The organism is Mucilaginibacter sp. KACC 22773 (assembly GCF_028736215.1).
Lineage (GTDB): Bacteria > Bacteroidota > Bacteroidia > Sphingobacteriales > Sphingobacteriaceae > Mucilaginibacter.
On the sequence record NZ_CP117883.1, the window covers coordinates 5352696 to 5378299 of the forward strand.

General features: G+C 43.3%; 21 protein-coding genes. 9 read left to right on the forward strand and 12 right to left on the reverse strand.

Annotation, left to right across the window (positions count from 1 at the left end; all coding sequences use genetic code 11):
- Positions 1-27 precede the first annotated feature (27 nt).
- From PQ469_RS22120 to PQ469_RS22130, 3 genes are all read right to left on the reverse strand, one after another.
- Entirely contained in the window at positions 28-1830 is a 1803-nt protein-coding gene (locus PQ469_RS22120; RefSeq protein WP_274209610.1) for a DNA polymerase III subunit gamma/tau, read from the reverse strand.
- A 73-nt stretch (positions 1831-1903) separates the two neighbouring features.
- Positions 1904-2125 carry a hypothetical protein gene (locus PQ469_RS22125; RefSeq protein ID WP_274209611.1) on the reverse strand — a complete coding sequence of 74 codons (222 nt, stop codon included), beginning with the start codon at positions 2123-2125 and terminating at the stop codon, positions 1904-1906.
- Positions 2126-2173: 48 nt separating this feature from the next.
- Positions 2174-3631 carry a capsule assembly Wzi family protein gene (locus PQ469_RS22130; protein ID WP_274209612.1) on the reverse strand — a complete coding sequence of 486 codons (1458 nt, stop codon included), beginning with the start codon at positions 3629-3631 and terminating at the stop codon, positions 2174-2176.
- Between the two features lie 378 nt (positions 3632-4009).
- Between PQ469_RS22130 and rpsF the strand changes: the two genes are divergently transcribed.
- From rpsF to mtgA, 4 genes are all read left to right on the forward strand, one after another.
- On the forward strand, positions 4010-4375 hold the full coding sequence (gene rpsF / locus PQ469_RS22135; RefSeq protein WP_090652333.1) for a 30S ribosomal protein S6: 366 nt from the start codon (positions 4010-4012) through the stop codon (positions 4373-4375).
- On the forward strand, positions 4375-4638 hold the full coding sequence (gene rpsR, locus PQ469_RS22140; protein WP_022833472.1) for a 30S ribosomal protein S18: 264 nt from the start codon (positions 4375-4377) through the stop codon (positions 4636-4638). Before rpsF ends, rpsR begins: the two co-directional genes overlap by 1 nt.
- 15 nt (positions 4639-4653) lie before the next feature.
- On the forward strand, positions 4654-5097 hold the full coding sequence (gene rplI, locus PQ469_RS22145) for a 50S ribosomal protein L9 (protein ID WP_090652334.1): 444 nt from the start codon (positions 4654-4656) through the stop codon (positions 5095-5097).
- A 166-nt stretch (positions 5098-5263) separates the two neighbouring features.
- Positions 5264-6028: a monofunctional biosynthetic peptidoglycan transglycosylase gene (gene mtgA / locus PQ469_RS22150; protein WP_337993744.1), complete on the forward strand. Its 765-nt coding sequence runs from the start codon at positions 5264-5266 to the stop codon at positions 6026-6028.
- A gap of 104 nt (positions 6029-6132) precedes the next feature.
- On the opposite strand, the gene PQ469_RS22155 is transcribed toward mtgA, so the two are convergent.
- The 4 genes from PQ469_RS22155 to PQ469_RS22170 are packed head-to-tail and all read right to left on the reverse strand — an operon-like array spanning position 6133 to position 8029.
- Positions 6133-6522 (reverse strand): hypothetical protein, encoded by a 390-nt coding sequence (locus tag PQ469_RS22155; RefSeq protein WP_274209613.1) that lies wholly within the window; start codon positions 6520-6522, stop codon positions 6133-6135.
- 53 nt (positions 6523-6575) lie between these two features.
- Complete coding sequence (locus PQ469_RS22160) at positions 6576-7187, reverse strand: YdeI/OmpD-associated family protein (RefSeq protein WP_274209614.1); 612 nt, start codon at positions 7185-7187, stop codon at positions 6576-6578.
- A 59-nt stretch (positions 7188-7246) separates the two neighbouring features.
- Positions 7247-7534 (reverse strand): YciI family protein, encoded by a 288-nt coding sequence (locus tag PQ469_RS22165; RefSeq protein WP_274209615.1) that lies wholly within the window; start codon positions 7532-7534, stop codon positions 7247-7249.
- A gap of 9 nt (positions 7535-7543) precedes the next feature.
- Positions 7544-8029: an ABC transporter ATPase gene (locus PQ469_RS22170; RefSeq protein ID WP_274209616.1), complete on the reverse strand. Its 486-nt coding sequence runs from the start codon at positions 8027-8029 to the stop codon at positions 7544-7546.
- Positions 8030-8074: 45 nt separating this feature from the next.
- Between PQ469_RS22170 and PQ469_RS22175 the strand changes: the two genes are divergently transcribed.
- A complete protein-coding gene (locus PQ469_RS22175) occupies positions 8075-8557 on the forward strand; it encodes a hypothetical protein (protein ID WP_274209617.1) in 483 nt (160 codons plus the stop codon).
- A 134-nt stretch (positions 8558-8691) separates the two neighbouring features.
- On the opposite strand, the gene PQ469_RS22180 is transcribed toward PQ469_RS22175, so the two are convergent.
- From PQ469_RS22180 to PQ469_RS22200, 5 genes are all read right to left on the reverse strand, one after another.
- A complete protein-coding gene (locus PQ469_RS22180) occupies positions 8692-9900 on the reverse strand; it encodes a DUF4998 domain-containing protein (RefSeq protein WP_274209618.1) in 1209 nt (402 codons plus the stop codon).
- A gap of 18 nt (positions 9901-9918) precedes the next feature.
- A complete protein-coding gene (locus PQ469_RS22185; RefSeq protein WP_274209619.1) occupies positions 9919-11091 on the reverse strand; it encodes a DUF5000 domain-containing lipoprotein in 1173 nt (390 codons plus the stop codon).
- 55 nt (positions 11092-11146) lie between these two features.
- A complete protein-coding gene (locus PQ469_RS22190) occupies positions 11147-13090 on the reverse strand; it encodes a RagB/SusD family nutrient uptake outer membrane protein (RefSeq protein ID WP_274209620.1) in 1944 nt (647 codons plus the stop codon).
- Between the two features lie 22 nt (positions 13091-13112).
- Positions 13113-16259, reverse strand: a complete 3147-nt coding sequence (locus PQ469_RS22195) for a SusC/RagA family TonB-linked outer membrane protein (protein ID WP_274209621.1) — start codon at positions 16257-16259, stop codon at positions 13113-13115.
- A gap of 789 nt (positions 16260-17048) precedes the next feature.
- Positions 17049-18347 carry a glucosidase family protein gene (locus PQ469_RS22200; RefSeq protein ID WP_274209622.1) on the reverse strand — a complete coding sequence of 433 codons (1299 nt, stop codon included), beginning with the start codon at positions 18345-18347 and terminating at the stop codon, positions 17049-17051.
- A 290-nt stretch (positions 18348-18637) separates the two neighbouring features.
- Here PQ469_RS22200 and PQ469_RS22205 point away from each other — a divergent pair, with 290 nt between their 5' ends.
- The 4 genes from PQ469_RS22205 (at position 18638) to PQ469_RS22220 (ending at position 25303) form a co-directional block, all read left to right on the forward strand.
- Positions 18638-19372: a GntR family transcriptional regulator gene (locus tag PQ469_RS22205; RefSeq protein ID WP_274209623.1), complete on the forward strand. Its 735-nt coding sequence runs from the start codon at positions 18638-18640 to the stop codon at positions 19370-19372.
- Positions 19373-19452: 80 nt separating this feature from the next.
- On the forward strand, positions 19453-21264 hold the full coding sequence (locus tag PQ469_RS22210) for a class I mannose-6-phosphate isomerase (protein ID WP_274209624.1): 1812 nt from the start codon (positions 19453-19455) through the stop codon (positions 21262-21264).
- A 46-nt stretch (positions 21265-21310) separates the two neighbouring features.
- The gene (locus tag PQ469_RS22215; RefSeq protein ID WP_274209625.1) at positions 21311-22720 is read left to right on the forward strand and encodes a sugar porter family MFS transporter; all 1410 of its coding nucleotides are present in this window, start codon (positions 21311-21313) and stop codon (positions 22718-22720) included.
- Between the two features lie 309 nt (positions 22721-23029).
- A complete protein-coding gene (locus PQ469_RS22220; RefSeq protein WP_274209626.1) occupies positions 23030-25303 on the forward strand; it encodes a GH92 family glycosyl hydrolase in 2274 nt (757 codons plus the stop codon).
- Positions 25304-25604: the final 301 nt, after the last annotated feature.

The following is a 25604-nucleotide window of genomic DNA, read 5'->3' on the forward strand; positions in this document are numbered from 1 at the left end:
ACTCATTACTTAAAACTCAAAACTTTATTAATCAAAATCGAGATTAAAGCGATTCCTCAATTCCATCAGTTCCGGATTTCGCGAAGCCATGTACTGAAATTTTTCTATCGATGTATAAGGCTTACGGACAACCTCCTGCTCATCAACCCGGGCGTTCACTTCAATGGTAAAGTTATTTAGCTTACTGCGCAAAAAGTTATGCATCCCAGGGCGCTCTTCCCTGAATAGGTTTTCCTGTACTTTATTGCCTACTAAAATTTCAAATTCGTAGGGCTTTATCATCCGCGGAGCGTTTGATGTAAAAATAGTTACCAGGTTTTTTTTACCATCGGCTTTAACTTTAGCGGCAAAATCACTCCAGTATTTTAAAAAGCTATCCATAGTAAAATCATCCCGGGCATCTCCTTTTAAATAAGGATCTTCTTCCTCAAGTATTTCCTCTTCTGTTTTGGCCGTATCTGTTAACGACGGAGTTAATGTACTCCTAAGCGGCATAATAATTTTAGGCTTTTCGGCAACAGCTTCTTTTACCTGTACAGGCGGGGCGGCAGGTGCCGTGTACGCACTGGTTTCGGGGGCTGTTTTATTATAAACCGGCTGGGCATCGCTTAAAACCAAGTGGTCATTAACTACTTTATTTGCCGCCGGATGTGTTATTGCTGGGGTATCAGGTTTTTTTTTTAATCCCCCATCTGCGATGGGAGTTGTGTTAAGTGGCGCGGTAGCCATACTAAAAGCCGAAGGCAGGTGACACATTTTGAGTAATGCCAGTTCGACTTGCAGTCGTTGATTTTTACTTAGTTTATAACTGATATCGCATTGGTTGGCAATATTCATGGCCGATAGCAGGAAGGATACCGAGCCTGCCTGTGATTGCTGCAGATATTTATTTTTTATCCCCTCACTTACCTCCAATAACTTTAAAGTTGATTGATCTTTACTCACCAGCAGGTTACGAAAGTGTTCGCTTAAGCCGGCAATAAAGTGTGCCCCATCAAAACCACGCGACAATATCTCGTCAAAAAATAACAGCACTTTGGCAGTGTCTTCTTTGAGCAGGCTTTCTGTTATATTAAAATAGTAATCGTAATCAAGTATGTTCAGGTTATCAATAACCGAACGATAGGTAACCTTACCACCCGAGAAACTTACGATCTGATCAAACATCGATAGCGCATCCCGTAATCCACCATCGGCTTTTTGGGCTATAATATGCAGGCCATCGGGTTCATAACTGATATTTTCTTTGCCTGCGATACCAGCCAGGTGGCCGGCCATATCATCAACCCTGATGCGGTTAAAATCAAATATCTGGCAACGGGATAATATGGTAGGCAATATTTTGTGCTTCTCGGTAGTGGCCAATATAAATATGGCATAATGAGGCGGCTCTTCCAGCGTTTTAAGGAAGGCGTTAAACGCCGCCTGCGATAGCATGTGCACCTCATCAATAATATACACCTTGTAACGCGCAGCCTGTGGCGGTATGCGCACCTGCTCAATTAAACTGCGGATATCATCAACCGAGTTATTAGATGCAGCATCCAGTTCGTGAACGTTAAAAGAGTTGCCGTTTTCAAAGGCTTTGCAGCTTGGGCATTCACCGCAAGCCTCGCCATTTTGCTGCAAATTAGTACAGTTAATGGTTTTGGCCAGGATACGTGCGCACGTAGTTTTACCCACACCACGCGGACCACAAAACAAAAATGCCTGTGCAAGCTGGTTGTTTTTAATAGCGTTTTTGAGCGTATTGGTTATATGTTGCTGACCAACAACGGTTTCAAAAGTAGCCGGGCGATACTTACGGGCCGAAACAATGAAATTATCCACAGCACGAAGTTAACAAGAAAATGCCTTATGTTAAAGAGACAAACGGCCTATTGTTAAGATAAAATTACCAACACTATTGCAAATCATCATCCGGCAGGTGATCATCATCGTCCGGGTCGGGTTCGTCAGCTGCATCGCCGGCCTGTATATTATGCAGGTCGCTTTCTGCATCCAGTTGGTCGTCAAAATCTTCGTCGTCTTCGTCATCCCAATCGCCTTCAATGGGGTTATCATCATTTCGGGGCGATAAAGAAAACGAGGCATGATTTAAGATTTCACCTTCAAAAAACTTCATAGATCGTATGTTTTATAAATTATAAAGCTTGCTAATTTAACATTCTGTTTATAAGAATGATTTTGATGCCTTTAATATAAGGCCAAATGAATTATAAAGCAAGCCCCCATGGTCATAGCCAATATCGTAACCAATGTTGTATCCATTTTTTAAGGGTCTTATCCCACCAAAGTAAACCGAATACTCATTTACTTTTTTAAATGCACCATAATTACTTGGGGTTTTCACCCGACCGCCTACACTAAGAAATTGCTCGGTACCGGTCTCAAATGTGCCTTGGTTTTGCGAATAAGACATTTTGCCTGTATATAGCCAGTTAAACAAGTATGCTTGTGCCGCAAGGTGCAAAGCAAGCACCCGATTGTTTATAAAAAACTGCTTTTCTGCCGAACCCAAATTAGTCTTGGCATCATTAATTGTTGTTATAAACGGTGTACCCAAGCCTAAATCTTTATATGACCAACCTTCTATATACTCATAATTATTGTAATAATTCTCGGCGCCGGAAAGTGTGCGCTTTGAACCTAACACCCCCCCTTGGTTCGCTGTGTATAAAAATTCAAATAAGAATTTGTTCCAATGAAAATCACTATTTTGGGGGTGGTTGTTGATGATGCTAATACCGTTTAAACCATCTGCGATATTAGCCAGCGACGCTAATGCTCCTATATCATAAAAATTTTGCCGATATAAGAATACCGTAAGCGCGTCAAATTTATATTCGGCGCCCAAATCTACCGAACCTAAATGATTGCCTACTTTTGATCCCCCTTTATACGTTTTACCTAAAAGCACATACCAATAAGTTTCTGGTTCCGACAGATTAAAGTAATTGCCAAACACACGTTTTTCGTTTCCCCAAATAGCTTCGTGGTTATACCCTACCTGGAATTTGAACCGCCATGAGGGTTTACCAATTCTGACATAAAGATCATTTTGCAAGTAATAGCCCTTAAAATCTGTTGGCTCTTTTACATACTTTGCTTTAACGTTGCCTAAATACCCGTTTGCCAATGCCCCCTTTATAGCAAATAATTTTCCAAAAACAGGGATGCTGTAATAATTGGGGATGCTTAAGCTTACCTTAGGAATGCCTAACGCATTTCCTGATATCGGGAATGATCCGGACGATAAGGTAGAGTCAACCAGGCCAACAATGTCCTTTGAGCGGCCTGCTTTTAACTCAACAATACCTGCATGAGCCTTCACAAATCCCTCAACCAGTATAAACTGACTGGTTTTACCTGCATTGCCCCTTCCTTCAAATGAAGCGCCCCAGTCAAATGTTTTAGTGGTATCATAGTCCTTTCGGATTCTGCCAATTATACTACCGGAAGTGCCCGAAAGCGGAATACTGCCGAATTGATTTGATCTTAGCCAGAAAGGTACGGTACCGTTGGTGGTTTCAATACCCTGGGCTTCTAAGCTAATATGAACATCTTTCTCCTGGGACCGGGCTACGGAATAAACCGAAACTAAAGCTGCAAATAGAAATACTTTCTTCATATAACGATGTCTGATTATGTTAAGGGGGTGAATAAAAACACAACTTTCAATTGCAACTTTTACATCCTATAAATGAATGTATTAACAAAAAAATAACATTAAAGCCATTTTATTAACTAAAAGAACGAAAAACCCCACTCTATCGATAGAAATTGAAATTTATATCATAACAAGTTTTTTTAGAAATTATTGTTTTAAGAAAGTTTTAACTTAACCGAAACCTATATTTAAACCAGTTTCGGGCTTATAAAACTCCTTGTTTTTTGTTTAATAGAAACAGGGGATAATAATGCTGTTTACGCATTGTTTTTTTAAATATTATCACTACATTTGCAGCCCCGTAATAGCGGGTAATTAATTAAAAATCAAAGTATAATAATGCAACAGTACGAAATCGTGATCGTTCTAACCCCGTTGTTATCAGTAGAAGTTGCTGCCGAGGCTAACGCCAAGTTCAGCAAAATCTTAACTGATGGCGGAGCCGAAATTGTCCAGGAGGATAATTGGGGTTTGAGAAAATTAGCGTACCCTATTCAAAAAAAGACTACAGGGTACTATCACTTAACTGAATTTAAGGCTCCGGGTGAATTAATTAACAAATTGGAGGTTGAATTAAGGCGCGATGAGCGTGTTTTGCGTTTCCTGACCATTGCTTTAGATAAGCATGCTGTTGCGTACAACGACAAAAAACGCAGCGGTGCCTTTAACAAGAAACCTAAAGCAACAGAGGAGGCTTCAAAATAATGGCAAACGAACAAATTAAATACGTTACCGCTCCAAAAGTGGAGGATAACCGTAAAAAATACTGCCGTTTTAAAAAGAATGGTATTAAGTATATCGATTACAAAGACGCTAACTTTTTATTAAAGTTCATTAACGATCAGGGTAAAGTATTACCACGCCGTTTAACTGGTACTTCATTAAAATTCCAGCGTAAAGTGGCCCAGGCTGTTAAACGTGCACGCCACATTGGTTTATTACCTTACGTTACAGATTCATTAAAATAATAGGAGATTTAAGAAATGGAAGTTATTTTAAAACAAGATGTAAAAAACCTGGGTGATAAAGACGATGTAGTAAACGTTAAACCAGGTTATGGCCGTAACTACCTTTTACCTAAAGGCTTCGCCATATTAGCTACACCAAGCGCACGCAAAGTTTTAGCTGAAAACTTGAAACAAGCTCAGTTTAAACAAGAAAAAATCCGCAAGGATGCCGATGCAATTGCAGCCCGTTTAGAAGGCGTTAAACTTAACATTGGCGCTAAAGCCGGTGAAAGCGGAAAAATCTTCGGTGCTATCAATACCATCCAGGTTGCTGATGCATTGAAAAAAGAAGGTTTTGATGTTGACCGTCGCCGTATCACCTTTGATCAGGAGCCTAAGTTTGTTGGTGATTACATCGCAAACATTAACCTGCACAAAGAAGTTAAGGTACAAGTTCCTTTCTCGGTAGTAGCTGAGTAATTTATATTTCGGAATTCGGATTTTTGATTTTTCGTGTATTAATTATTATTTTAATTGGTACTCAAGAATGCTTCGCAGTTTCGGATTGTCAGAAAAAATTTAGAATTTTAAAAGGTGTTTTGCAATGCAAAACACCTTTTCATTTTTATAGAAACTTATTACAATAGTGCAGCGCAATTACAACTCATCAAAATTATCCAATTCAAAGCCGGGTAAAAAAAGTTCGATATCCCAAAGCAGGTTTAATGGTATTTTTAAACTGGTTTTCCGGTTTTTTAAACTGGGGTTTATCCTCTTTTTTGGCCTTAGCTTATTTGGCGTGCTGCTGTTTCGGTTTGTGCGCCCGCCCTTTACCTGGCTCATGATTGAGCGTGGCTTTCAGCAAAAAGCACGGGGCGTAGATTGGAAAATAGATAAACAATGGGTTAGCTTTGATGAGATATCTGACAATATGAAACGCGCCGCGGTGGCCGCCGAAGACCAAAGCTTTTTGGAGCACCATGGGTTCGATTTCCATGCTATAGAAAAAGCCATCGAAAAAAACGCGCACAGTAAAAAACTGATTGGTGGCAGCACTATATCACAGCAGGTGGCAAAAAACGTTTTCCTGTGGGAAGGCCGTTCGCTGCTGCGTAAAGGCATCGAAGCGTATTTTACCGTGCTGATAGAAGTCTTTTGGAGCAAAAAACGCATCATGGAGATGTACCTGAATGAGATTGAGATGGGCGACGGTATTTACGGTATCGAAGCTGCATCGCAGGCTTATTTTCATAAACATGCCTCGGAACTAACCAGGCACGAAGCTGCTGCTATAGCGGTGATATTCCCAAGTCCGCTTAAATGGTCGGCCACAAACCCTACAAGGTATTTAAAACACCGCCAGTACCTGATTATGAAAAACATGAAGAGGCTGGGGCCATTGGATTTTTAAGCCCCCTAACCCCCTCAAGGGGGAATATTAGTTAGCTATCTTTATAACACAAATTAGCCAAGCCAGCCCTTTTGCCAAGGCACAAACTTGCTCTTAGATAAGCATTAAGGATATTCTAATCCTACAGCATTATAAGCACGTTTTAATGCAGCAAAATCATCGTTGTCTTCGTCTACAATAAATTCATGTAAAATTATTCCGTTTGAAACAGGAATAATAAATCCTGACTCATCAGGTATTCCAGCAAAGTCATTCTCAAATTCTATCAAATAATTTTTTATTTGAAGCTGGTGTACTAACTCAATCAAAGGAACAGAACACGAAAGATAGACCTCGTTTATATCAGTAATAACTTTACATATAGAAAGGAAATTTTGCATTTCCCAATAGTCCGCATAGAATCTGAAACAATACACGCCTTCCATGATTTCAAAGTTGATATCAGTTGGAGTATCCGCTATTTCTTTGGAAATTATGTACGTTTTACTTCCCATACATTATAAAACATTGTTAATAAAATGAATTTGGCCTGAAAAACTGTCTTAGATTATTTATACTTCCAATGTCTCGATTTGCCCTCGGCAAGCCATTCGGCAGCAGTTTCCATCCGCTTCTGGCGGGTAGCTTCGCTTTTAGCATCTACAATCCACTCTACATATTCCTTTTTATGCGAATAGCTAAAACGATCAAAGTTAAAGCTGGCATTGGGGTAGGTTTTTAAAAACTCAGTGAAGTATTCGGGAATAACCAATTCGGTTTTAGGGGCCGATGCTTTTTTTACAGCTTCAGGTGTTTTTTTGCCACTTTCGTTCAGAGCAATAGCCTGTCTGATAAAATCCTGTAATATCTCTTTAGATGGCAGATCTTCTATTTTGGCTATCCGGCCAAAGCTGCCGGCAGAGCCATCCCCAATACTTAGCGCGTTATGAGGATCATTCAATAACGTTGCTTTCCAAAAACCGAATGAACAATGCTCTTTAAAAGCAGCCATCTGGCATACCGGGCCTTTATAATCAAAAAACGGGAAGCCCCATTTTACGGTCTCCATCAATAACGGAGATGTTTCATGAACAATTTCCCTGATGTATTCCAGGATTGGTTTGGCAAAATCGGCGGCTTTTTCAATAAAAGCATCAACGCGGCTATCGTATTGTTCCATAAAATAAATTTATCAACAATAGATTAATTTACAATAGATGATGTGATAAAATTAAAAGCCTATCCCAAAAGAGACCCTAACTCGGGGTGATACTGAGAAGTAAGGAATTCTGTAAGAGTAAATTCGGCGAGTTCGTGTTTGTAAAAAGGATCTTCGGTGATGATTTTTTCCACTTCGGCCTTTGAAGTGGCTAATGCTAAAATAATACCGCCAGTGCGTGGCACCTTACGGCCCGATGCTACAAAGATGTTTTTCTTGTAGTATTTCTTGAGATATTTTACATGGTCTACCATATGTGTATCCAGTTCTTCAAGCGGCACAATGTAGTTGATATCGATTATAAACATAAGGATGTGTTATTGAACCACTAAATCCCTGAACAACTGAATATGCCAGCTATTTTTAAACGGCACCTCCCATTTGGTTTCCAGTTCGGCAAGGTTTTGCACCATATTGTTATATACGATGGTTTCGGTATTTATTTTGCCTTGTTTTAGCATATCCTCAAAAGCATGGCGGGGCAGGGATAAAATTTCTGCGTCATCGCGATAGGCCAGGTTAAACCTGTCGAAGAGGTTGATGTTGAAATGCTGCCCGATATTCTGCATAAAATGAACTGACTTATCGATAGAGCAGCCGCTGGCGCCTGCCTGGCTTTCATCAACAATCAGTATTAAAAAACGGTTGTACCGTACCTCGCCTTTAGCCTTTAGCTGGTTGTTGTGCGCAGTCCATCCGGTGGTGAATTTATCCAGTTCCTGCTGAATTTGTTGCACCACATCGTCGGTTAATTTTTTATCAGCCTGGTAGATCCAAACTCTTGAGTGTTGAGAAAATTCCATTTACAAAAATATCAATTTATTAACTTAGGGTAACATTTTGTTGTCATGAAAACATCAATCTCGCTGTTAATAAAAAAAGCTGCGGTAATTATAGCAATTTTGGCCTCCAGTTGCTTTATTTACGGTTTTAAACCGGGTATGGGCGATCAGGAATGGCTTAATTGGAGCAATAAATGCCTTACCGAGTCGTTTAACCCGCCGCCGGATATTGCACTGAAAAAGTGGGAATTAACACTTACCAACGATTATTTTTTACGTTTAAGGAAAACTTATCAACACGACAGACAAGAGTATTTTTCGTTTAATTTACACCGCCTCAACAATGTAGAATACCTGGGCAGCGATACCACCGGAACTCTTAAACTAAGTACCCTAACCGACGATATTATTGTACAAACCTACGAAGACCCGAAGGGCGACCTTGACTCAATGGCTACCACCATTGATCTGCCTGTAAAACACATGAGCCCGGCAAGGTTGGATAGCTTAAAAACGGCATTGAATTATTTTAAGACTAAGAGTTTATAAAATTCGGGCTGATCTTAAAACTTATGTTGTTTACGTGTTAACATTTAAATAACTGAGCTACCCTTTACAAGCAACTAGCCACCCGGCGAATGCCGAATGGCTATTTGGTTACCCCTTATATTTTTTGTCAGCAATTAACGATCATGGGTATAAAACGCAATTTCCTCCATCGTCATGAAATTGCCGCCGCCCCAGTTGGTTAGTAACTTAAACCGGTAATACCTGAATTTTGGCGTACCATTGGCCACGGTAAATTCTTCGCCGGCCAATGCAAAGGCTACATCGGCGGCTGTGTTTTGCCCGGGTGGCAGTCCCGATGGTTTTACCGAGGTGTAGGAGCCTATTTTTGTCCAGCTGGAAAAGCTACCATCTGCCGATGGGCTGTTGCTACCGTACAGTTCAAAGGTTTTCACGCTCTCCAGGTTATACAGCCTGTCATTTGCCTGCCAAACTTTAAAACGGCTTATGGATGCTGATGCCCCGCTATCAAATGTAAACCAGCACGGGATGATAGATTGCGTGGCAAAGCCCGGCGGGTTATAATTTTCGTCCCACAGGTAGCTTTGCAGCCAGCCGTAACCGCCTTCATCTACATCAGTAGGTAAAGTAACCAGGGCGAATTTTGATTTATCAAGCTGCCTTTCAAACTTTGGCAAGGTAACTGTTGATGCCGGGGGCGAAAACGTTTCAAACGCGGTAGGTTCGGGCTTGTATAATGATTTGTAGGTAAGCTGCGTGCTTTCTTTATAATCGGGCAGTTCGGTACTGGTTTCCGTTGGGGGTATCACTATTTTGCGGGCCGCGCCGTTTTGCCCGGTATAATTAATTTCCACCCCTAACTCTCCGCCGGCAGGTTCGCCCCAGCTCAGTTCTATCTTATTGCCATCGGCACTTTCAGTTAACGATTTTAACGTTCTGTTGGTTAATGATGTAAGGTAGCTTGGGCCATAAACTATACCCGATCCGTTAATGACCACCGATTTATGATTCTGGCTATCAAACGTGTATACCGTAAAATTATAGTTGCCCTCGGTAAGGTTAGGGACAATCACTTTAACGGTATCCTTGCCACCCGAATGCGTTACGGGCACATCGGTAGAGTCGACCTGGTTATTCCAGTACACCCTGATTTTAGTAACCAATGGATCGTTGCCTAAAACTACCGCTAATTGTACGCGGTTGTAACCCGCCTGCACCAGCACAGTATCGGCCCGGCCGGGATAGGTGACCTCTCCGCCTTTTTCAAATTTTTTATAAGCATCGCCCGTTGTTTTTGTACAGGAGCTTAACCCGGTAATAAGGCCAAGCACATACAGAAGGGCAAAATATTTTATTGTCTTCATAAATTCTTTTTTTGATCATTAATTAGTTGCGTCTCCATACATCATCAGCTCATAAAAATTGACGTACGACCCGTTTGACCAATTTTTCAATGTCCTGAACCTGATGTAACGTACTTTGGGTGTATTGAGCGGGAAGGTTACGGTTTCGCCCGCAAGCGCCGCATCAATATCGGCCTGTGAAAGCTGCCCTTCGGGCAAGCCTGACGGTTTAATTTGTGTATGCGAAACCAGCAAGGTCCAACTACTGTCATAGCTACCATCGGGGTTAGGGTTGTTTGATCCCCATATTTCTACCACCCGCGGGTTGTGTAGCGTATAAAAGAAACTTGGGCGCATAAACCACACCAGGCGGCTTAGTTTGGCGGTTACCCCCATATCAAAAGTAAATTGCTGCGGCATACGCGATGCATCGCCCGTATGGTAAAAACCATCATTTACGTTTCCATCAAAAAGGCCTGCTATATTGCCACCGTAGCCAAGCGGCGCATCCGTAGGTAAAACTAAGCCCTTCATTTTTGTACGATCCAGCAATTGCTCAAACAATGGGGTTACCGTTACCATTAAGGTATCTGAAAGATTGCCCCACCTGTCGCGCACAAAAACGCCAAATTTGGTAGGCGTTGCCGGGAGGCCACGCGTTGAAAAATCGCCTTGTTTAAGGCTGGTATAATCGGTATTGATAGGCACAAATTGTTTAAGCGAATCGTTAGCAAGTACAACAATAGCCAGGCTCTCTTCGGTAGCATTTACAAACTTTACGTTGATGCCGCCAAAATCGGGCGATACCACCAGGCTATCGCGCACAAGCCTTACCGAGGGCGTTAAGGGGTGTACCGTTACCATGGTTGGCGCCGATGCATTCTCGCTTTTATCAACCGCATACAGAGTAACCTGGTAGGCATCGGTATCGCCAAAGCCAACTACCGTTAAATTACTGTTATAACGGCTCACCTTGGTTTCGCGCACCGCGCCTTGTTTAGTGGTGTATACGGCCCTGATGTATAACAAATCAGCATCGTTAGGCAAGCCATAACTTATTTTTGCCGAGCCGTGCAGGTTCTCGACGCTTACATTAGTTACCGGCCCCGGCGCAATCCCATCTTTGGTAACGGGCTCAAGTTTATCCTGCTTACAGGAGTTAATGGCCAGTACAGCCAAACTCATCAGGCACATTAATAATATCTTTTTCATTATCTTATATTTTTTGATGGATATAATCTTTTTACCGACATCGTTTGCATTTTAATTACCATCCCGAGTTTTGAACCAGGTTTGGGTTCACCTGTAAATTGTACTCTTTAATTGGCCAGAAATAATCGCGCGGTGCCACAAACCGAGGGCTGTACAGCAACACCCTGCGGTTATAATCTTCATAGCTGCTTTGTAAAATATCCCAGCCGTAAATTGGCGCGCTTAACACCTGCGGTGCGGTTTTCCAGCGGCGAAGGTCCCAAAACCGGCTGCCTTCAAACGCCATCTCGATACCGCGCTCCTGGCGGATGATGTCGCGCAGGCCGCTAACGCTGGTGTACTTGGCCGGATTGGTTGAAAAATTGGTCCATGAGCTCTCTACCGATTTTAAACCTGCCCTTGCCCTTACCTGGTTTAAATAAGGCAACGCAGCTGCAGAATTACCCGATTCATTCAACGCTTCGGCGTATAACAGGTACAAATCGCTCAGGCGCATTACCGGCCATGGGTACGATTCGAGCGTTACGTTGGTTGATGAGAATACCAGGTTCCAGTTCACAATTTTTTTGGTGTAGTAACCGGTAATGGAGTACAAGCGGCTTTGCTTTTTACCCGAGTATTGCTCAAGCTTACTCTGCACGTTATAGGTGCCATTTTTCATAAACCAGGTTGAGCCATCAAAAGCCATATCGGCATAAAAGCGGCGCTCCCTGTCAAAATGCAGGCCCACAGTTTGATAGCCGTTTTGCATACCGGCATCGGCGCTTGTAGTAGTGCGCAGTTTAAAGCGGTTGGCATAATCCCAGGTTTTATCTTCTTCAATAGGTACGCCGTTTTTGGTGTAAAACAACTCGGCCATTTTTAGCGGCGGCGCCAGTTTGCCTTTTAAATCGAGGTTGATGTTGTTGGGATCAAGCTGCGGAATGGCATACTCCTGTAACCAGAAGGTTGGATTGCCGCTTGATGTTAAGCCCCAGATCAGTTCGCTGTTCCACTTTTCGCAAACCGAATTGCGGATGTTCATTTCAACCTTGGTTACATCATCAACAGCGGTAATACCCGGTGTAAAATAATACAGCTTTAACCCCGCCGCCGCGGCAGCATCAATGGCAACTTTACAAGCGGCAGCGGCCCTTGCCCATTTGGTGGCATCATACTGAGGGTTAAAAAGCAGTTTGCCATTATTGGCCTTTAAGCCCGCAAAATCGTTATTGCCGTTAAACAATGGGCTGGCCCCGGTAACCAACACGCGCGCTTTAATGGCAAGCGCCGCCACCTTGGTAACCCGCCCAAGCTCGGTTGATGCACTGGTAATTACGCTTGGCAAGCCGGTGTTATCATCGCCTGCGGCAGCATCATCAAGTAGCCGGGCAATGTAATTCACTACCGAATCGGCCGGCTGGCGGTATACTTTAACCTCCTCTGGCGGAGCGGTTATGGAAATATTTTTATCCATAATGGGTATTGGCCCATACATCCTGAACAGGTACCAGTGAAAATATGCTTTTAAAAATTTGGCCTCGGCTACCCAGCGTGCTTTAACGTAGGGCTGCAAATCGGTTACCTTATCCAAATTATCTAAAAAGGTATTACATGCCCTTATGCCCTGCCATAACGATTTGCCATCATAGCCATCCCAATAGTTCATGTAAGGGTCGGCCCGGTTTTGGTTACCGCGGGCAATGTTATAGGGGTCAAGGTAAAAGAAATCTTCCGTCATGGGCCAATAGGTCCAGGCCTCGTCGCCGCCGCTGAAAGCGGGGTTTTTATCGGGATGCCCTTCCTGCGGCAGGTACGAGTACAGGGTAAACAAATATTTTTCGGCCTCGTTGCGGTTGGCAAAGGCATTATCAATGGTTGCCACGTTATCGGGCACCACATCAAGGTAACTTTTTTTACAGGACGGCATGCCTGCCACTATCAGCAGCAACAAGGCAAGGCCCATAGATTTTCGACCTAAAAGGCCTGAATATCGGGTGTATATAGTTAACAATTTCATCTCGATTAAATTTTAGCAGGATTTACAGTTGAACATTTATCCCCACGTTAAACACTTTTTGAACCGGGTAACCCAGCCCGTTACTCCCTTGCTCAGGATCCCAAAGCTTAAAGCCGCTGATGAGGAACAGGTTGGTGCCGTTGGCATAAATCCTTAAGCCCGATATATGGAACCTTTTTAAGGTTTTATCTTTAATACTATACCCCAATTCGGCGGTTTTCATGCGCAGGAAGGCCCCGTTACGCATCCACCAGTTGGATGGCTGGTTGTTGTTGGTATTTTGTGTTAAACCAAGCCTTGGCCAAAAAGCATATAAGTTCCGGTTATCTTCAGACCAGTGATCATTGGCAACAACGTTAAGCAAACCATGCTGGTAAGCACCATTGGCCACAAAGGGCGAAATTGCCGTAGGATCGATAAAAAATGACGACCGGGCCGATCCCTGGAAAAATGTACTGATATCAAAGTTTTTATAGCCGAATGAGAAGCCGAAGCCGTAAATAATTTCGGGCGTGGTTGGGTAACCAAGGCCGTTAATCATATCAAGCGCAGTTATTTGGCCATCGCCGTTTAAATCGCGGTATTTGATATCGCCTCCCCTAACCTCGCCAAAATTTTGCTTTGGCGAGTTTTTTACGTCTTCGTCATCAACAAACAAACGCTCGGCAACAAGGCCGTACACCTCGCCCAGTGATTGCCCCACGCGCGACAGGTATTGTTCATTTGCCGGGTATGCAGGCTCTTCGTTTACCAGTAGCTTACTGGCGGCATAGGTAAATGTGCCCCGCATTTGCAGCCAGCTGCTGCCAAAGTTTTTGTTATAATCCATAGCAAAATCAACACCTTTGCCTTCGGCTACGCCCACATTGGCACTCACCGGGGCGGTAAGGCCCATGGTTGTAGGTATGTATGCCCGCTGCATTAAAATATTGCTGCGGCGCTCATGATAGGCATCTATGGTTATGTTAAGGGCATCAAACAAGCCCAAATCCATCCCGATATTGGTTTTCTTTGATTTTTCCCAGGTGATACCGTCATTGGCATACCTGGAGATAGAAACGCCTGGGCGGTTGTAGGCATAATTTTCGCCAAAGTACGATCCAAAAGTACCATCGTTAAGGTTTACGTTGGATAGGTAGAAAAACCTGTCGTTGGCGTTACCAATCTGGTCGTTACCAACCAAACCGTAAGTGGCACGGAATTTTAACTTGGTGATGGTGTGCGATAGCGGCTCAAAAAACTTTTCATTATTAACATTCCAGGCAACGCCTACCGACGGGAAAAAGCCAAAACGATTGTTGCGGGCAAAACGCTCCGATCCGTTGTAGCCAAAGTTGGTTTCAAACAGGTAACGGTTATCATACCCATAGGTTAGCCTGCCGCTGACGCCCTGGTTGCGAAAAGGAAGCGACGATTGTAAATCGCCGGCATTACCCGTAACATAATTACGCTGGATACCAATGAGCAGGCCGCTTATATTGTGTACCTTATTAAAAGTGCGGTTATAGTTTAGGGCAACCTCGGCATAGTTGGTGCTGTTTACTATTTTATTGCCCTGGTTGTAGTTAAGGTATTCGGTAGCCGATTTTTCGTTCAGTAATGATAATGTATACCCCTTAGGATCGGTAGCCGAGGGGCTGGCCGCGTAATAAAACGGCGTATACTGCCTGCTCAGGTTAAAGTAAGCATAGCGCTGGGTATAAGCCATGGCCCTTGCCGAAAGGCCTTCGGTGATAAATTTCAGGTCCTGTTTAATTTCCAACTGTACATTAAGGGTTGATGTGCTGTACTGCTGAAATCCCGATACCATATCGGCAAAAGGGTTATCATAAACATCGCCGTTTGAACCCCTTGGCGCGTTACCAAATAAAGGGTGCTTCACCAAAGGCAGATCAGATGCGGGGAAGGTGGCCGGGAACAACACGGGGTTAGCATTTAGCGCGCTGCCGAAAACTGCGCCGCCACCGCCTATTGGGCCGTTATAATCATCAAAATCGCCGGATGTGCGTACGATAGCCTCGGTAGTTGAGGTAAGCTTTACATTAACGTTCGACCGGATCTCGTAGCTTTTAAGGCTTACGTTGTTGTTGAAATTGTTACCGCTTTGCGCCTTTAGCACGCCATTATCCTTATTGGCCGATGCCGATATATAATATTGCGCCCGGTTAACGCCGCCGCTGATGTTTAAATTAAGCCTTTGGTTATTGGTGTAGTTTTTAATTAACGAACCAATCCAGTCGTTACTGGGATAAAGCAGCGGATTATCCCCGGCCATGGTATGGTCAATTTTGTTTTGGGTGTATGGCAACGGCGAGAGCGGGTTGCGGGTAAGGGCAGCTTCGTTTGATAATTTCATGTAGGTGATATTATCGGCCAGTGCAAAATTCTGGGTGTTTGATGAGGTTGAATTTTCAAACCGTACATTCATTTTGGTATCGCCCACTTTGCCCGATTTGGTAGTAACCAGTATAACGCCATTGGCACCACGCGCACCATATAATGATGAAGCCGCCGCATCCTTCAGGATAGAAAACCCGGCAATATCATCGGGCTGAAGGCGGGCCAGCGTGTTGGTTGTTGATTCCATACCATCAATCAATATCAGCGGATCGATTTTACCCGAGCCAAACGAGGTTATCCCCCGGATAAAGAATGAAGCGTTATCGGCCCCTGGTTCGCCGCTGCGCTGGTACGATATTAAACCGGCAATACGGCCGGCAAGCATGGTGGTTAAGTTGCTGGTTGGCCCCTTTAACTCTTTAGGGTTAATGGTAGTGATAGAGCTAACCATACTTTCCTTTTTCTGGGTACCGTACGCTACTACCACCACCTCGTTCAGGTCGTTTTTATCGTCAAGCAAAACCACGTTAATAGTGTGCCGCTGGTTTACGGCTACCTCCTGTTTGGCATAGCCCAAAAACGAAAATACAAGCGTATCGGTGGCGTTGGGCACCTTAATGGTGTAATCGCCGCTAACTGAGGTAATGGTACCGCTTTTGGTATGTTTCACGGCAACACTTACGCCGGGCATTACTAACCCTTTATTGTCGGTTACCTTGCCGCTCACGGTAAATGCCGTTTGCGCCAGGGATACTTTCCCCAGCATCAATAAAAACAGTAAGCAACAAAGGTACTTCACCTTCAAATAGGTAAAAATTCTTTCATTCATAATGGGTTTGAGTAAAGTTAAAATTATAATTTAGTATTTGTATGTACATAATTACATATTAAAATAACAAAAACAAATTTTTTTCCAATAAAATTTTAACAAATTGCTAATGAGTGCTTAAAACGTCACTTTTACCCTTTACTTTAATGATTTAGGTGCTCATAATGTCAATTAAAACAACAAACATTCGAACATATTTATTAAATGTTAATACATTATAAAATATTTTAAAAAGAAGCATTAAAAATGGGTGGATGAAGCAGAGAAACCGGCATTAATAGGCACAAAAAAAGGAGGTTGTAATTTTTTGTAGCTTTTTTGAATTTTCTCGCACTTTTTTCGTAAAAAATTAGAATTAACCACTTAAAAATTACCCATCCTTGATAAGTTTTTGCATGTGAGGGGGGCAAAAAGGCATAACGCAAAACAGGCCGCTTTGCGGCCTTTCAATCATGCGTCATTGGGAGTGATAAAATTTCACGAAACAATGAAAGTGGCAATGACGTATATCGCATGGCGGCGAAGACTCACCCGGTCGAGGCTACGCCCGACCACCCTCTCTCCGGCTGAAGCCGCAAAGAGGGTTTTGAACGATATCCTTAATAAATAGCTGAATAAAAGCTAATTAACCACAAAACCCTCTTTCCACCGCAGGTGAAGAGAGGGTGGTCGGGTGTAGCCTCGACCGGGTGAGTCTTAGCCAGCGTTCAATCGGATGTCTTCGTAAATTCCAACACTTCATGGGTAAGTACGAAGTAATGACGATCTTTTCTATTGGTAATCAGCCTCTTACTTATTTTTAGCGGCCCACTGTTTTAAAACGGTAATGGCATCGTAAAGCACTCCAGCCTCGCCCCTGAAATCGCCTGAGCCTTTTGGGGCGCCGCTTCGTACATCGTACCACTCAAAAAAGCCGTTGTTGGCAATAACCCTATCCAGCATGGGCGATAACTCGGCATAAGCGTCCCTGGAGTAACCGTATGACAGTAAGGGAGCTATCATGCGGCCGCCAAACCATGTCCAGTCGCCGCCATTCTGATAGTCATAGGAATGCATGTTCGGGAAGCGCTCTGTTGGGTATGGCGGGTAAACGGTAATACCGATAGTTGCATGCTTCTCTTTAGCTGCCGCAGCCACCATCTGGCGGTTTATTTCTTTAACCTCGGCCGGGGTATTAAAACCAGCCTGTATAGCGCATATCGATCCGCCTAAATACAATATCTCTTTTTCATTAAAATCGGGCGCAAAGGGACTGCCATTCAGGTACAGGTGAGGGATATACTTTTGCTCCTTGCTATCCCACAGGTATTTACGCACGTTTTTGGTAACATTAGCCGCTACCAGCGACCAGTTTTGTTTGGCCTTGTGTCCTTTAGGCTGCATGGCCACAAAATCGTGCAGGGCCATTACAAACATGGCGTTATCATATATATCAATAGCCCATTTGGTTTTATCGTTTATAGCCACACCCCAGCCGCCATCGGCCTGCACATCGCCCCAATCAATGGTGGTAGCCCCGGTTATCAGGCCGTACTTTGCCGACCAGCGTTCTTTTTGCAGGTATATAAAAGCATCCTCCATACGCTGCAATACTGTTTTGCCGCCAATCACTTCATTCAAAATGGTTTTATCGCCGGTAACATCAATATATTTTTTTACAGCCTGCACCAGCGATGATTCCTGGTCGGTCTCCACCGTATTTTTATGAGCCGCCCAACCACGCAATAAAGCTGAGTAGCGGTATTTGTAACCCACGTTTGCTTTGGCGCTATCTACCACACCATCAACTATATTACCATCATCGCCCTGGATCTTAAAAAATAGCAGTATCTTTGTTTTAACCTCATCCTTAGGATGTACCCGGAGCGATCCTTTAATAAAAGTATTAAAATCGCGGATCCAAACCTCGTTGTAGGATGTGCCTGCAGAAAAGCCCGAAAGTAATTTTAAAGCCCTCGCCTGGATAGTATCTAACCGTTCATCGGCCACGATAGCTTTGGCAAGCGCCACCTTACCTGTTGTTTGAGCGTTGGCAGATAAGCCGGTAAACGTAGAAAGCGTAATAAAAAAAGGCAAAAATATTTTCATGTAGAATTGATTTTATAATTGAAAGCAATTTCAGGATTTAACAACGCAATTATACGGCATTGATAATAATATGTACAAACATAACAACATTAAAATTTAATCCAAATTTATTATGCGTTTTATTTGCAGAAAATATAAAGCTATCTTTAAGTTTTAGACAATTCCTGTAAAAATAGCCGAGTGTTTCATTTAACACATAAGGGATAAACATATTAATAAAACAATGGCCGTTAATTAACTAATTATTTAATTTGCACTATACTGTTCATAAAACCTGGATAAATACCAACATGAAATTTTCAATAGATCATAAAAGCGGCGTTCCGCTTCATATACAGGCCGAGAACCTGCTAAGAGAATTGATAAAAGACCCTGAATACCAGGCAGGTAAGCTTTTACCCAACGAAGTAGATTTGGCAAAAAAGCTGGCCATCTCCAGGACCACCTTGCGCCAGGCTATCAATAAACTGGTTTATGAGGAACTCCTGATCAGGAAGAAAAAGCTGGGAACAAAAGTGGCCCAGCCCAAAATGAGCTCAAAAGCAATGAACTGGCTGAGTTTTACCCAGGAAATGCAGGCACGCGGTATTATCATTAAAAATTACGAGCTACATGTAAGCTGGGTGTACCCCGACGATTATATAGCCAACTTTTTTGATATAAAAACTGAAAAAAAGATACTGAAACTGGAACGCTTAAGAGGAAATGCCGACGAAGCTTTTGTTTATTTTGTATCCTATTTTCACCCCAGGATTGGCCTTACCGGCGATGAGGATTTCAAAAAACCGCTATACGAAATGCTTGAAAATGAGCATTCTGTAGTTGCTGACCTATCAAAAGAAGAGATTAGTGCCAAGGCGGCGGATAAATTTATTGCCGGCAAACTGGAGATTGATATTGGCAGCCCGGTGCTTTTCAGGAAGCGTTTTGTATTTGACCAGGGCGACCGGCCAATGGAGTATAACCTGGGATACTACAAAGCCGAAAGTTTTGAGTATACAGTAGAAAGCCGAAGAACAAGTTAAGCCGAAACTAAATATTAATTACTTGTTTGGAATTTACATGAAATCTAATATGTTTGCACATTATAACATATAACGATTATATGAACAGAGGTCCCGTTTTAAAAAATGATGTCAAACCAGATATTCAAGAACTGAGGTCGACCAGCCAGTTCCTCATTCCGGCTGAAAAGCAATCGGTGCAAAAATCCGGATACGATATCTACCCCACATTTAAAATTGACGGGCCTATTTTTAACGGATTTGGAAAGCTGGCAAGCTGGATTATAGCGCAGCAGCAAAACATCATTATTGATGGATACTCGGGCGTGTACTGGGATATTTTTGTACAACACCTTAACACCGAGCTTATTAATAAGGGAGCAAGCGTAAACTGGATAAACATCAATGACGCCCTTAAACCTGAATTGGTTATCCATGCCACAATAGAACCATTTATGGGTGGCAAAGACCCTTTGTTTGGGAAGATTTACGAAGGCACCCTGGCCGATTTTTTTGACAGCGACGTGCTGAGCGAACTAAAACCGGTAAACAACTGCCTGAACATTATTTACGGCTGCGGCGCAGCACTCAGTGGCTGGCAGGCCCCCCTTATTTACCTGGATGTTCCCAAAAACGAAATCCAATTCAGGTCGAGGGCGAACAAGATCTGCAACCTTGGCGATCATCAACCCGCAGACCCTAAAATACAGTACAAACGGTTCTATTTTGTTGACTGGCCGGTACTCAACAAACATAAAAAGCAATTACTGCCTGCCGTTGACATCATTGTTGACGAGCAAAGGATTGAAGATATTAGCTGGGCGACCGGCGATACCCTCAGGAACGCGTTAAAACAACTATCTGGCCATATGTTCAGGGCGCGGCCATGGTTTGAGCCCGGTGTATGGGGTGGCCGCTGGATAAAAGATAATATCAATGGTTTAAACGACAACGTGGTAAACTATGCCTGGTCGTTTGAGCTGATAGCACCCGAAAACGGCATAATACTTCAATATGATGAACATATGCTTGAAGTATCATTAGATACCCTGTTTTTATACAACAGCAAGGCTATTTTAGGTAAAGCAGCCGATAGATTCGGTGATGCCTTCCCCATCAGGTTTGATTTCCTGGATACCTTTGATGGTGGCAACCTTTCGCTGCAATGTCATCCTACGGTAGCCTACACCAAAGCAAATTTTGGCGAAGATTTTACGCAGGACGAAACCTACTACATACTTGATGCCGAACCGGGTGCAGAGGTATACCTTGGTTTCCATGATGACATTAACAAGCAGGATTTTAAAGCTGTACTGGAAGATAGTTTTCAAAACAACCAACCCGTTGAAATAAAGGACTATGTGCAAACATTCCCGGCAAAGAAACATGACCTTTTCCTGATTCCAAATGGTACGGTACATTGCTCGGGCAAAAACAATATGGTGCTTGAAATAAGCGCCACGCCCTATATTTTCACCTTTAAAATGTACGATTGGCTTCGCCCGGATCTGAATGGAAATCCACGCACATTGAATATCGACAGGGCATTTGAAAACCTGAACTTCGACAGGAAAGGCGATGTGGTCACCGACACCTTAATATCAAAACAAACCATAGCCAAACAAGGTAAAGATTGGCAGGTAATTAACCTTACCACTCATCCCGACCATTTTTATGCCGTTGAACGTTTTGAATTTGACACCATTGTTGAAGAAAACACCGATAACCAATGCCATGTATTAAGCCTGGTAGAAGGCGAAAGCATAAAAGTTACCACCAATGGATTAACTCAAGTTATCCATTATGCCGAAACATTTATTATACCGGCCGATGCACTAAGCTATACCATGACTAATACCGGCAAAAGCAGGGCAAAAGTGGTAAAAGCCTTTGTTAGGGATGAATGCTGTTAATTAAAAACCTAAAATAAAAATAAACCATTACCTAAATTACCAATTCATGAACCAGCAAAATTCAAAGTCGGTACAAAGCAGGTCTACCCTATTTTTGGTGGCCATTACTTTGGTAGCAACATTGGGCGGTTTACTTTTCGGTTTCGATATGGCCGTAATTTCGGGCGTGCTGCCTTTTGTAAAAAGCCAGTTTTCGTTATCGGCTGCAACAGAAGGTTGGTTTGTATCATCGGCATTGGTTGGCTGTATTATCGGCGTATCCTTTTCGGGCGACTTAAGTGACCGGATAGGCCGTAAAAAGATGCTGATGTTAGCGGCCATATTATTCCTACTTTCGGCCATTGGCTCGGCGTTATCATCGGGTTTTACCTTACTCATACTGGCACGCATGCTTGGCGGTATGGGCGTTGGGGTGGCATCAATTGTAGCGCCTTTGTATATTTCAGAAATTGCCCCCGCAAACGTAAGGGGCCGCCTGGTCACCTTTTACCAGCTGGCTATCACAGCGGGCATACTGGTGGCTTATTTGACCAACGCCAGCTTATTAAGTTTTTCGCTAAATTATAAAGGCGGCGGGTTGGGCGACATTTTAAACCTGGTACTGGTTAAGGAAGTATGGCGTGGCATGTTAGGTTTAGGTGCGGTGCCTGCCCTGCTATTTTTTACGGGCTTATGTTTTGTGCCTGAAAGCCCGCGCTGGCTTATCCAACAAGGTAAAAATGATGAAGGGATAGCTATTTTGGCAAAAATTACCAATATGGCTTCGGCTCAAAAAGATGCCATACTCATTCAAAGCACCAAAAGCCAGGAGAAAGGATCATATAAAGAAGTGTTTTCGCCGGCCATGCGCAAACCCTTGCTTATCGGCCTGCTGCTGCCCCTGTTTTCCCAGTTCAGCGGTATTAACGCGGTAATATATTACGGCCCGCGTATTTTAAGCGATGCGGGCATCAACATTACCAATGCACTGCTTGGGCAAATCATTTTTGGTATAGCCAACTTCCTGTTTACCATTATAGCCATCTGGAAGGTAGATAAAATGGGGCGCAGGCCATTATACATTGCTGGCTCGTTGGGTGCTACAGTTTGCCTTGCATTTACCGGCATTTGTTTTTATGCAGGTACAACCAGCAGTATCTCGTTAGTCATCAGCATTATACTATTCCTGGCTTGTTTCGCATTCTCTATAGGGCCGCTTAAATTTGTTATTGCTTCAGAAATTTTCCCTACCAAAATACGCGGCAGGGCTTTGGCTTTAAGCATAATGGTAATGTGGATTGCCGATACTATTGTGGGGCAGCTTACCCCCATGTTTTTAGGATCGGTTGGCCCGGCAGCTACCTTTTGGTTTTTCTCGGCTTGCTGCCTGCTGTCATTCTGGGTAGTATATAAAATGGTACCCGAAACTAAAGGTAAATCGCTTGAAGAGGTTCAGGAGATTTGGGCTGGGCATTGAGCCTCACCCTGCCCGCAAAGACTACTGTGAGTACACATTTACCAAAAGAAATTGTCATTTCGAACGAACAGAGTGGGATTGTGTGAGGGGGTGAGGAGAAATCTTATGCGATTTGCATTCCGAGGGGCTATGTTGATGCAGGGCGTTCAAGATTTCTCCTCGTACCTCGTTCGAAATGACAACTTCTTTTTATAGGGACTTGTGTGTGCCCAGCAGCTTTTGGAGAGGGTTCTTGATTTGCATGTTTTTTAAGCTCTCCCTTTTGGAGAGGATTTAGGTGAGGCTCTTAACGATATATAAAATAGCAATATGATAAGTATACGCAAAACCACTGCATTGCTCCTGGCAATTTCATGCGCCTATTTAAGCGGCGGCGCGCAAACAAAGCAACCGGTTGATTACGTTGATCCGTTTATCGGGACATCTAATTCACGGTGGATGCTGTTCCCGGGCGCTACAATGCCCAACGGGATGGTTAAGCTTAGCCCTGATAACCAAAGAGGGGTTTGGCAGGGCGGTTATGAGTATGCCGTAGGGAGCATACATGGCTTTAGCTTTTTACACGGATGGACCATGGCGGGCCTGTTGACCATGCCTGCCAACGGCGATCTGTCGACATCACCGGGCGCGGCCGATGAGCCATTTAAAGGGGCCGGGGCCGGTTACCACTCCAGGTTCAGGCACGAGGATGAAAAGGCCTCGCCGGGGTATTATTCTGTTTTCCTGATGGATCCGCAGGTTAAGGTGGAACTGACTGCAACCGAACGTACCGGCGTGCAGCGCTATACCTTTGCCAAAGACAGCTCGAACAGGATCATGATCCAGCTTAACATTCCGGCGGAATATGGTTACGACCTGAAAGATGCCGTTATTACCAAAGTATCCAACTCCGAGATACAGGGCTATGCCAAAACCGCATCGGCCAACTTTAATGACTATACCTTATATTTTGTGATGCAGTTTAGCAAACCCTTTCATGATTTTGAGGGATACGGAAACCAGTCGGTAATTAAGAGCAATAAAGAGATCAAAGGATCGGGCGAACTGGGCGCATACGTTACCTACCCAACCTCGAAAACCGAACAGGTGATACTAAGAACCGGCATCTCGTTTGTTAACATGGACCAAGCCCGGCTCAATCTTAAAACGGAATTAAAAGGTTTCGACTGGAATTTTGATGCCCTGGTAAAGCATAACAGAACAATTTGGAACAATACCCTAAAAAGCATTGCAGTAACCGGTGGCAGCGAAACCGATAAGAAGAAATTTTACACCAATTTTTACCGCTGTTTCACCGCCAAGATGATCATGAGCGATGCCAATGGAAAATATACCGATGCCTGCGAAAACGTACAGCAATTACCGACCGGCCGCACCGCGATGATAGGCGGCGATGCTTACTGGAATACCTTTTGGAATTTAAACCTGCTGTGGACCTTAACATCGCCGGATATGGTGCAGCAACTGGTAGATACGCAGCTGGAAATGTATAAAAAAACAGGCTGGCTATCCAAAGGCCCTGCAGGAGTTGAGTACTCGGGCATTATGGAAGGTTCGCATGAAATGGCATTGATCACCAGCGCGTATTTAAAAGGTATTGTAACAAAAGATGCTGAAATAGCTTACCGCGCCATGAAAAAGACTATGGAGGTTGAACCCACTCCTACCTGTGGGGGCAATCCGGGCAATCCGCAGATAACTGATTATGCCAAATTTGGCTTTGTACCTGTTGAAAAAGGTGCCACCTCAAAAGCATTAGATTATGCGTATGATGATTGGTGCGTAGCTCAGATGGCCAAATTGCTGCATAAGGATGATGACTATAACTTTTTTTTAAAGCGATCTGCAAGCTGGAAAAACGTTTTTAACCCGGCAAGCCGCTACGTTACGCCAAGGAAAGCAGATGGCTCATTTATCCCTGATTTTGACCTTTTTTCGGTGAGTCATTTTGTGGAGGGTAACTCCTGGCAATATTCGTTATATGTGCCACATGATGTTCCGGGTTTAATCAATTATATCCATAAGGATGAATTTTTAAAGCGGCTAACCATCGGCTTTCAAAAATCTGAGGTACACAAATTCGCGGCACACGCGCTTGACCGTACCATGGGGCAATCGGCCGAGTATTATATTAACCAGGGCAACGAGGTAAACATGCAAGCTGCTTTCCTGTTTAATTATGCAGGCAAGCCATCCCTTACCCAATACTACACCAGGAAGATCCTGAACACTTTTTATGATGCCTCGCCCTATATTGGCTGGAATGGTGATGAAGACGAAGGCCAGATGGGCGCATGGTTTGTATTAAGCTCGATGGGTTTATTTGAAATGAACGGCGGTACTTCGCCCGATTTAAGGATTGATATTACCAGCCCCTTATTTAGCGATATTAAAATCAATTTAAACCCATCGTATTTCAGGGGAAAAACCTTCGAGATTAAGGCATATAATAATTCGGCAAAAAATATTTACATCCGCACTGCTAAGCTAAACGGCAAAACTTTAAAGGATAATCATATCAGCTTTAAAGATATTGTAAACGGCGGCAAACTGGAGTTGTATATGAGCGCCACGGCTAATTAATTTCAGATGCCAAATATCTAACAGAGTAAGCCATTTTCGCATTTTTGTAGAGACGCATAATTGCGTCTCCCGTGTTTAGTTCCGATTTGCAAGGGCCAAGGCTATGTTGCCTATGTGCAATTCAAGCTTGCATTTATAATCGTTCTTTTTATTTTTGGATGTCTTACTGTCGACGCCAAATATTGCGCTTCTCTGTCATAAAAAAATCAAATAAATCCAGGATTTGTATGGTTTGATTTGCATGTGGGAGACGCAACGTATTGCCTCTATACAAAAAAACACATTGTTTCTTCCTATAAAT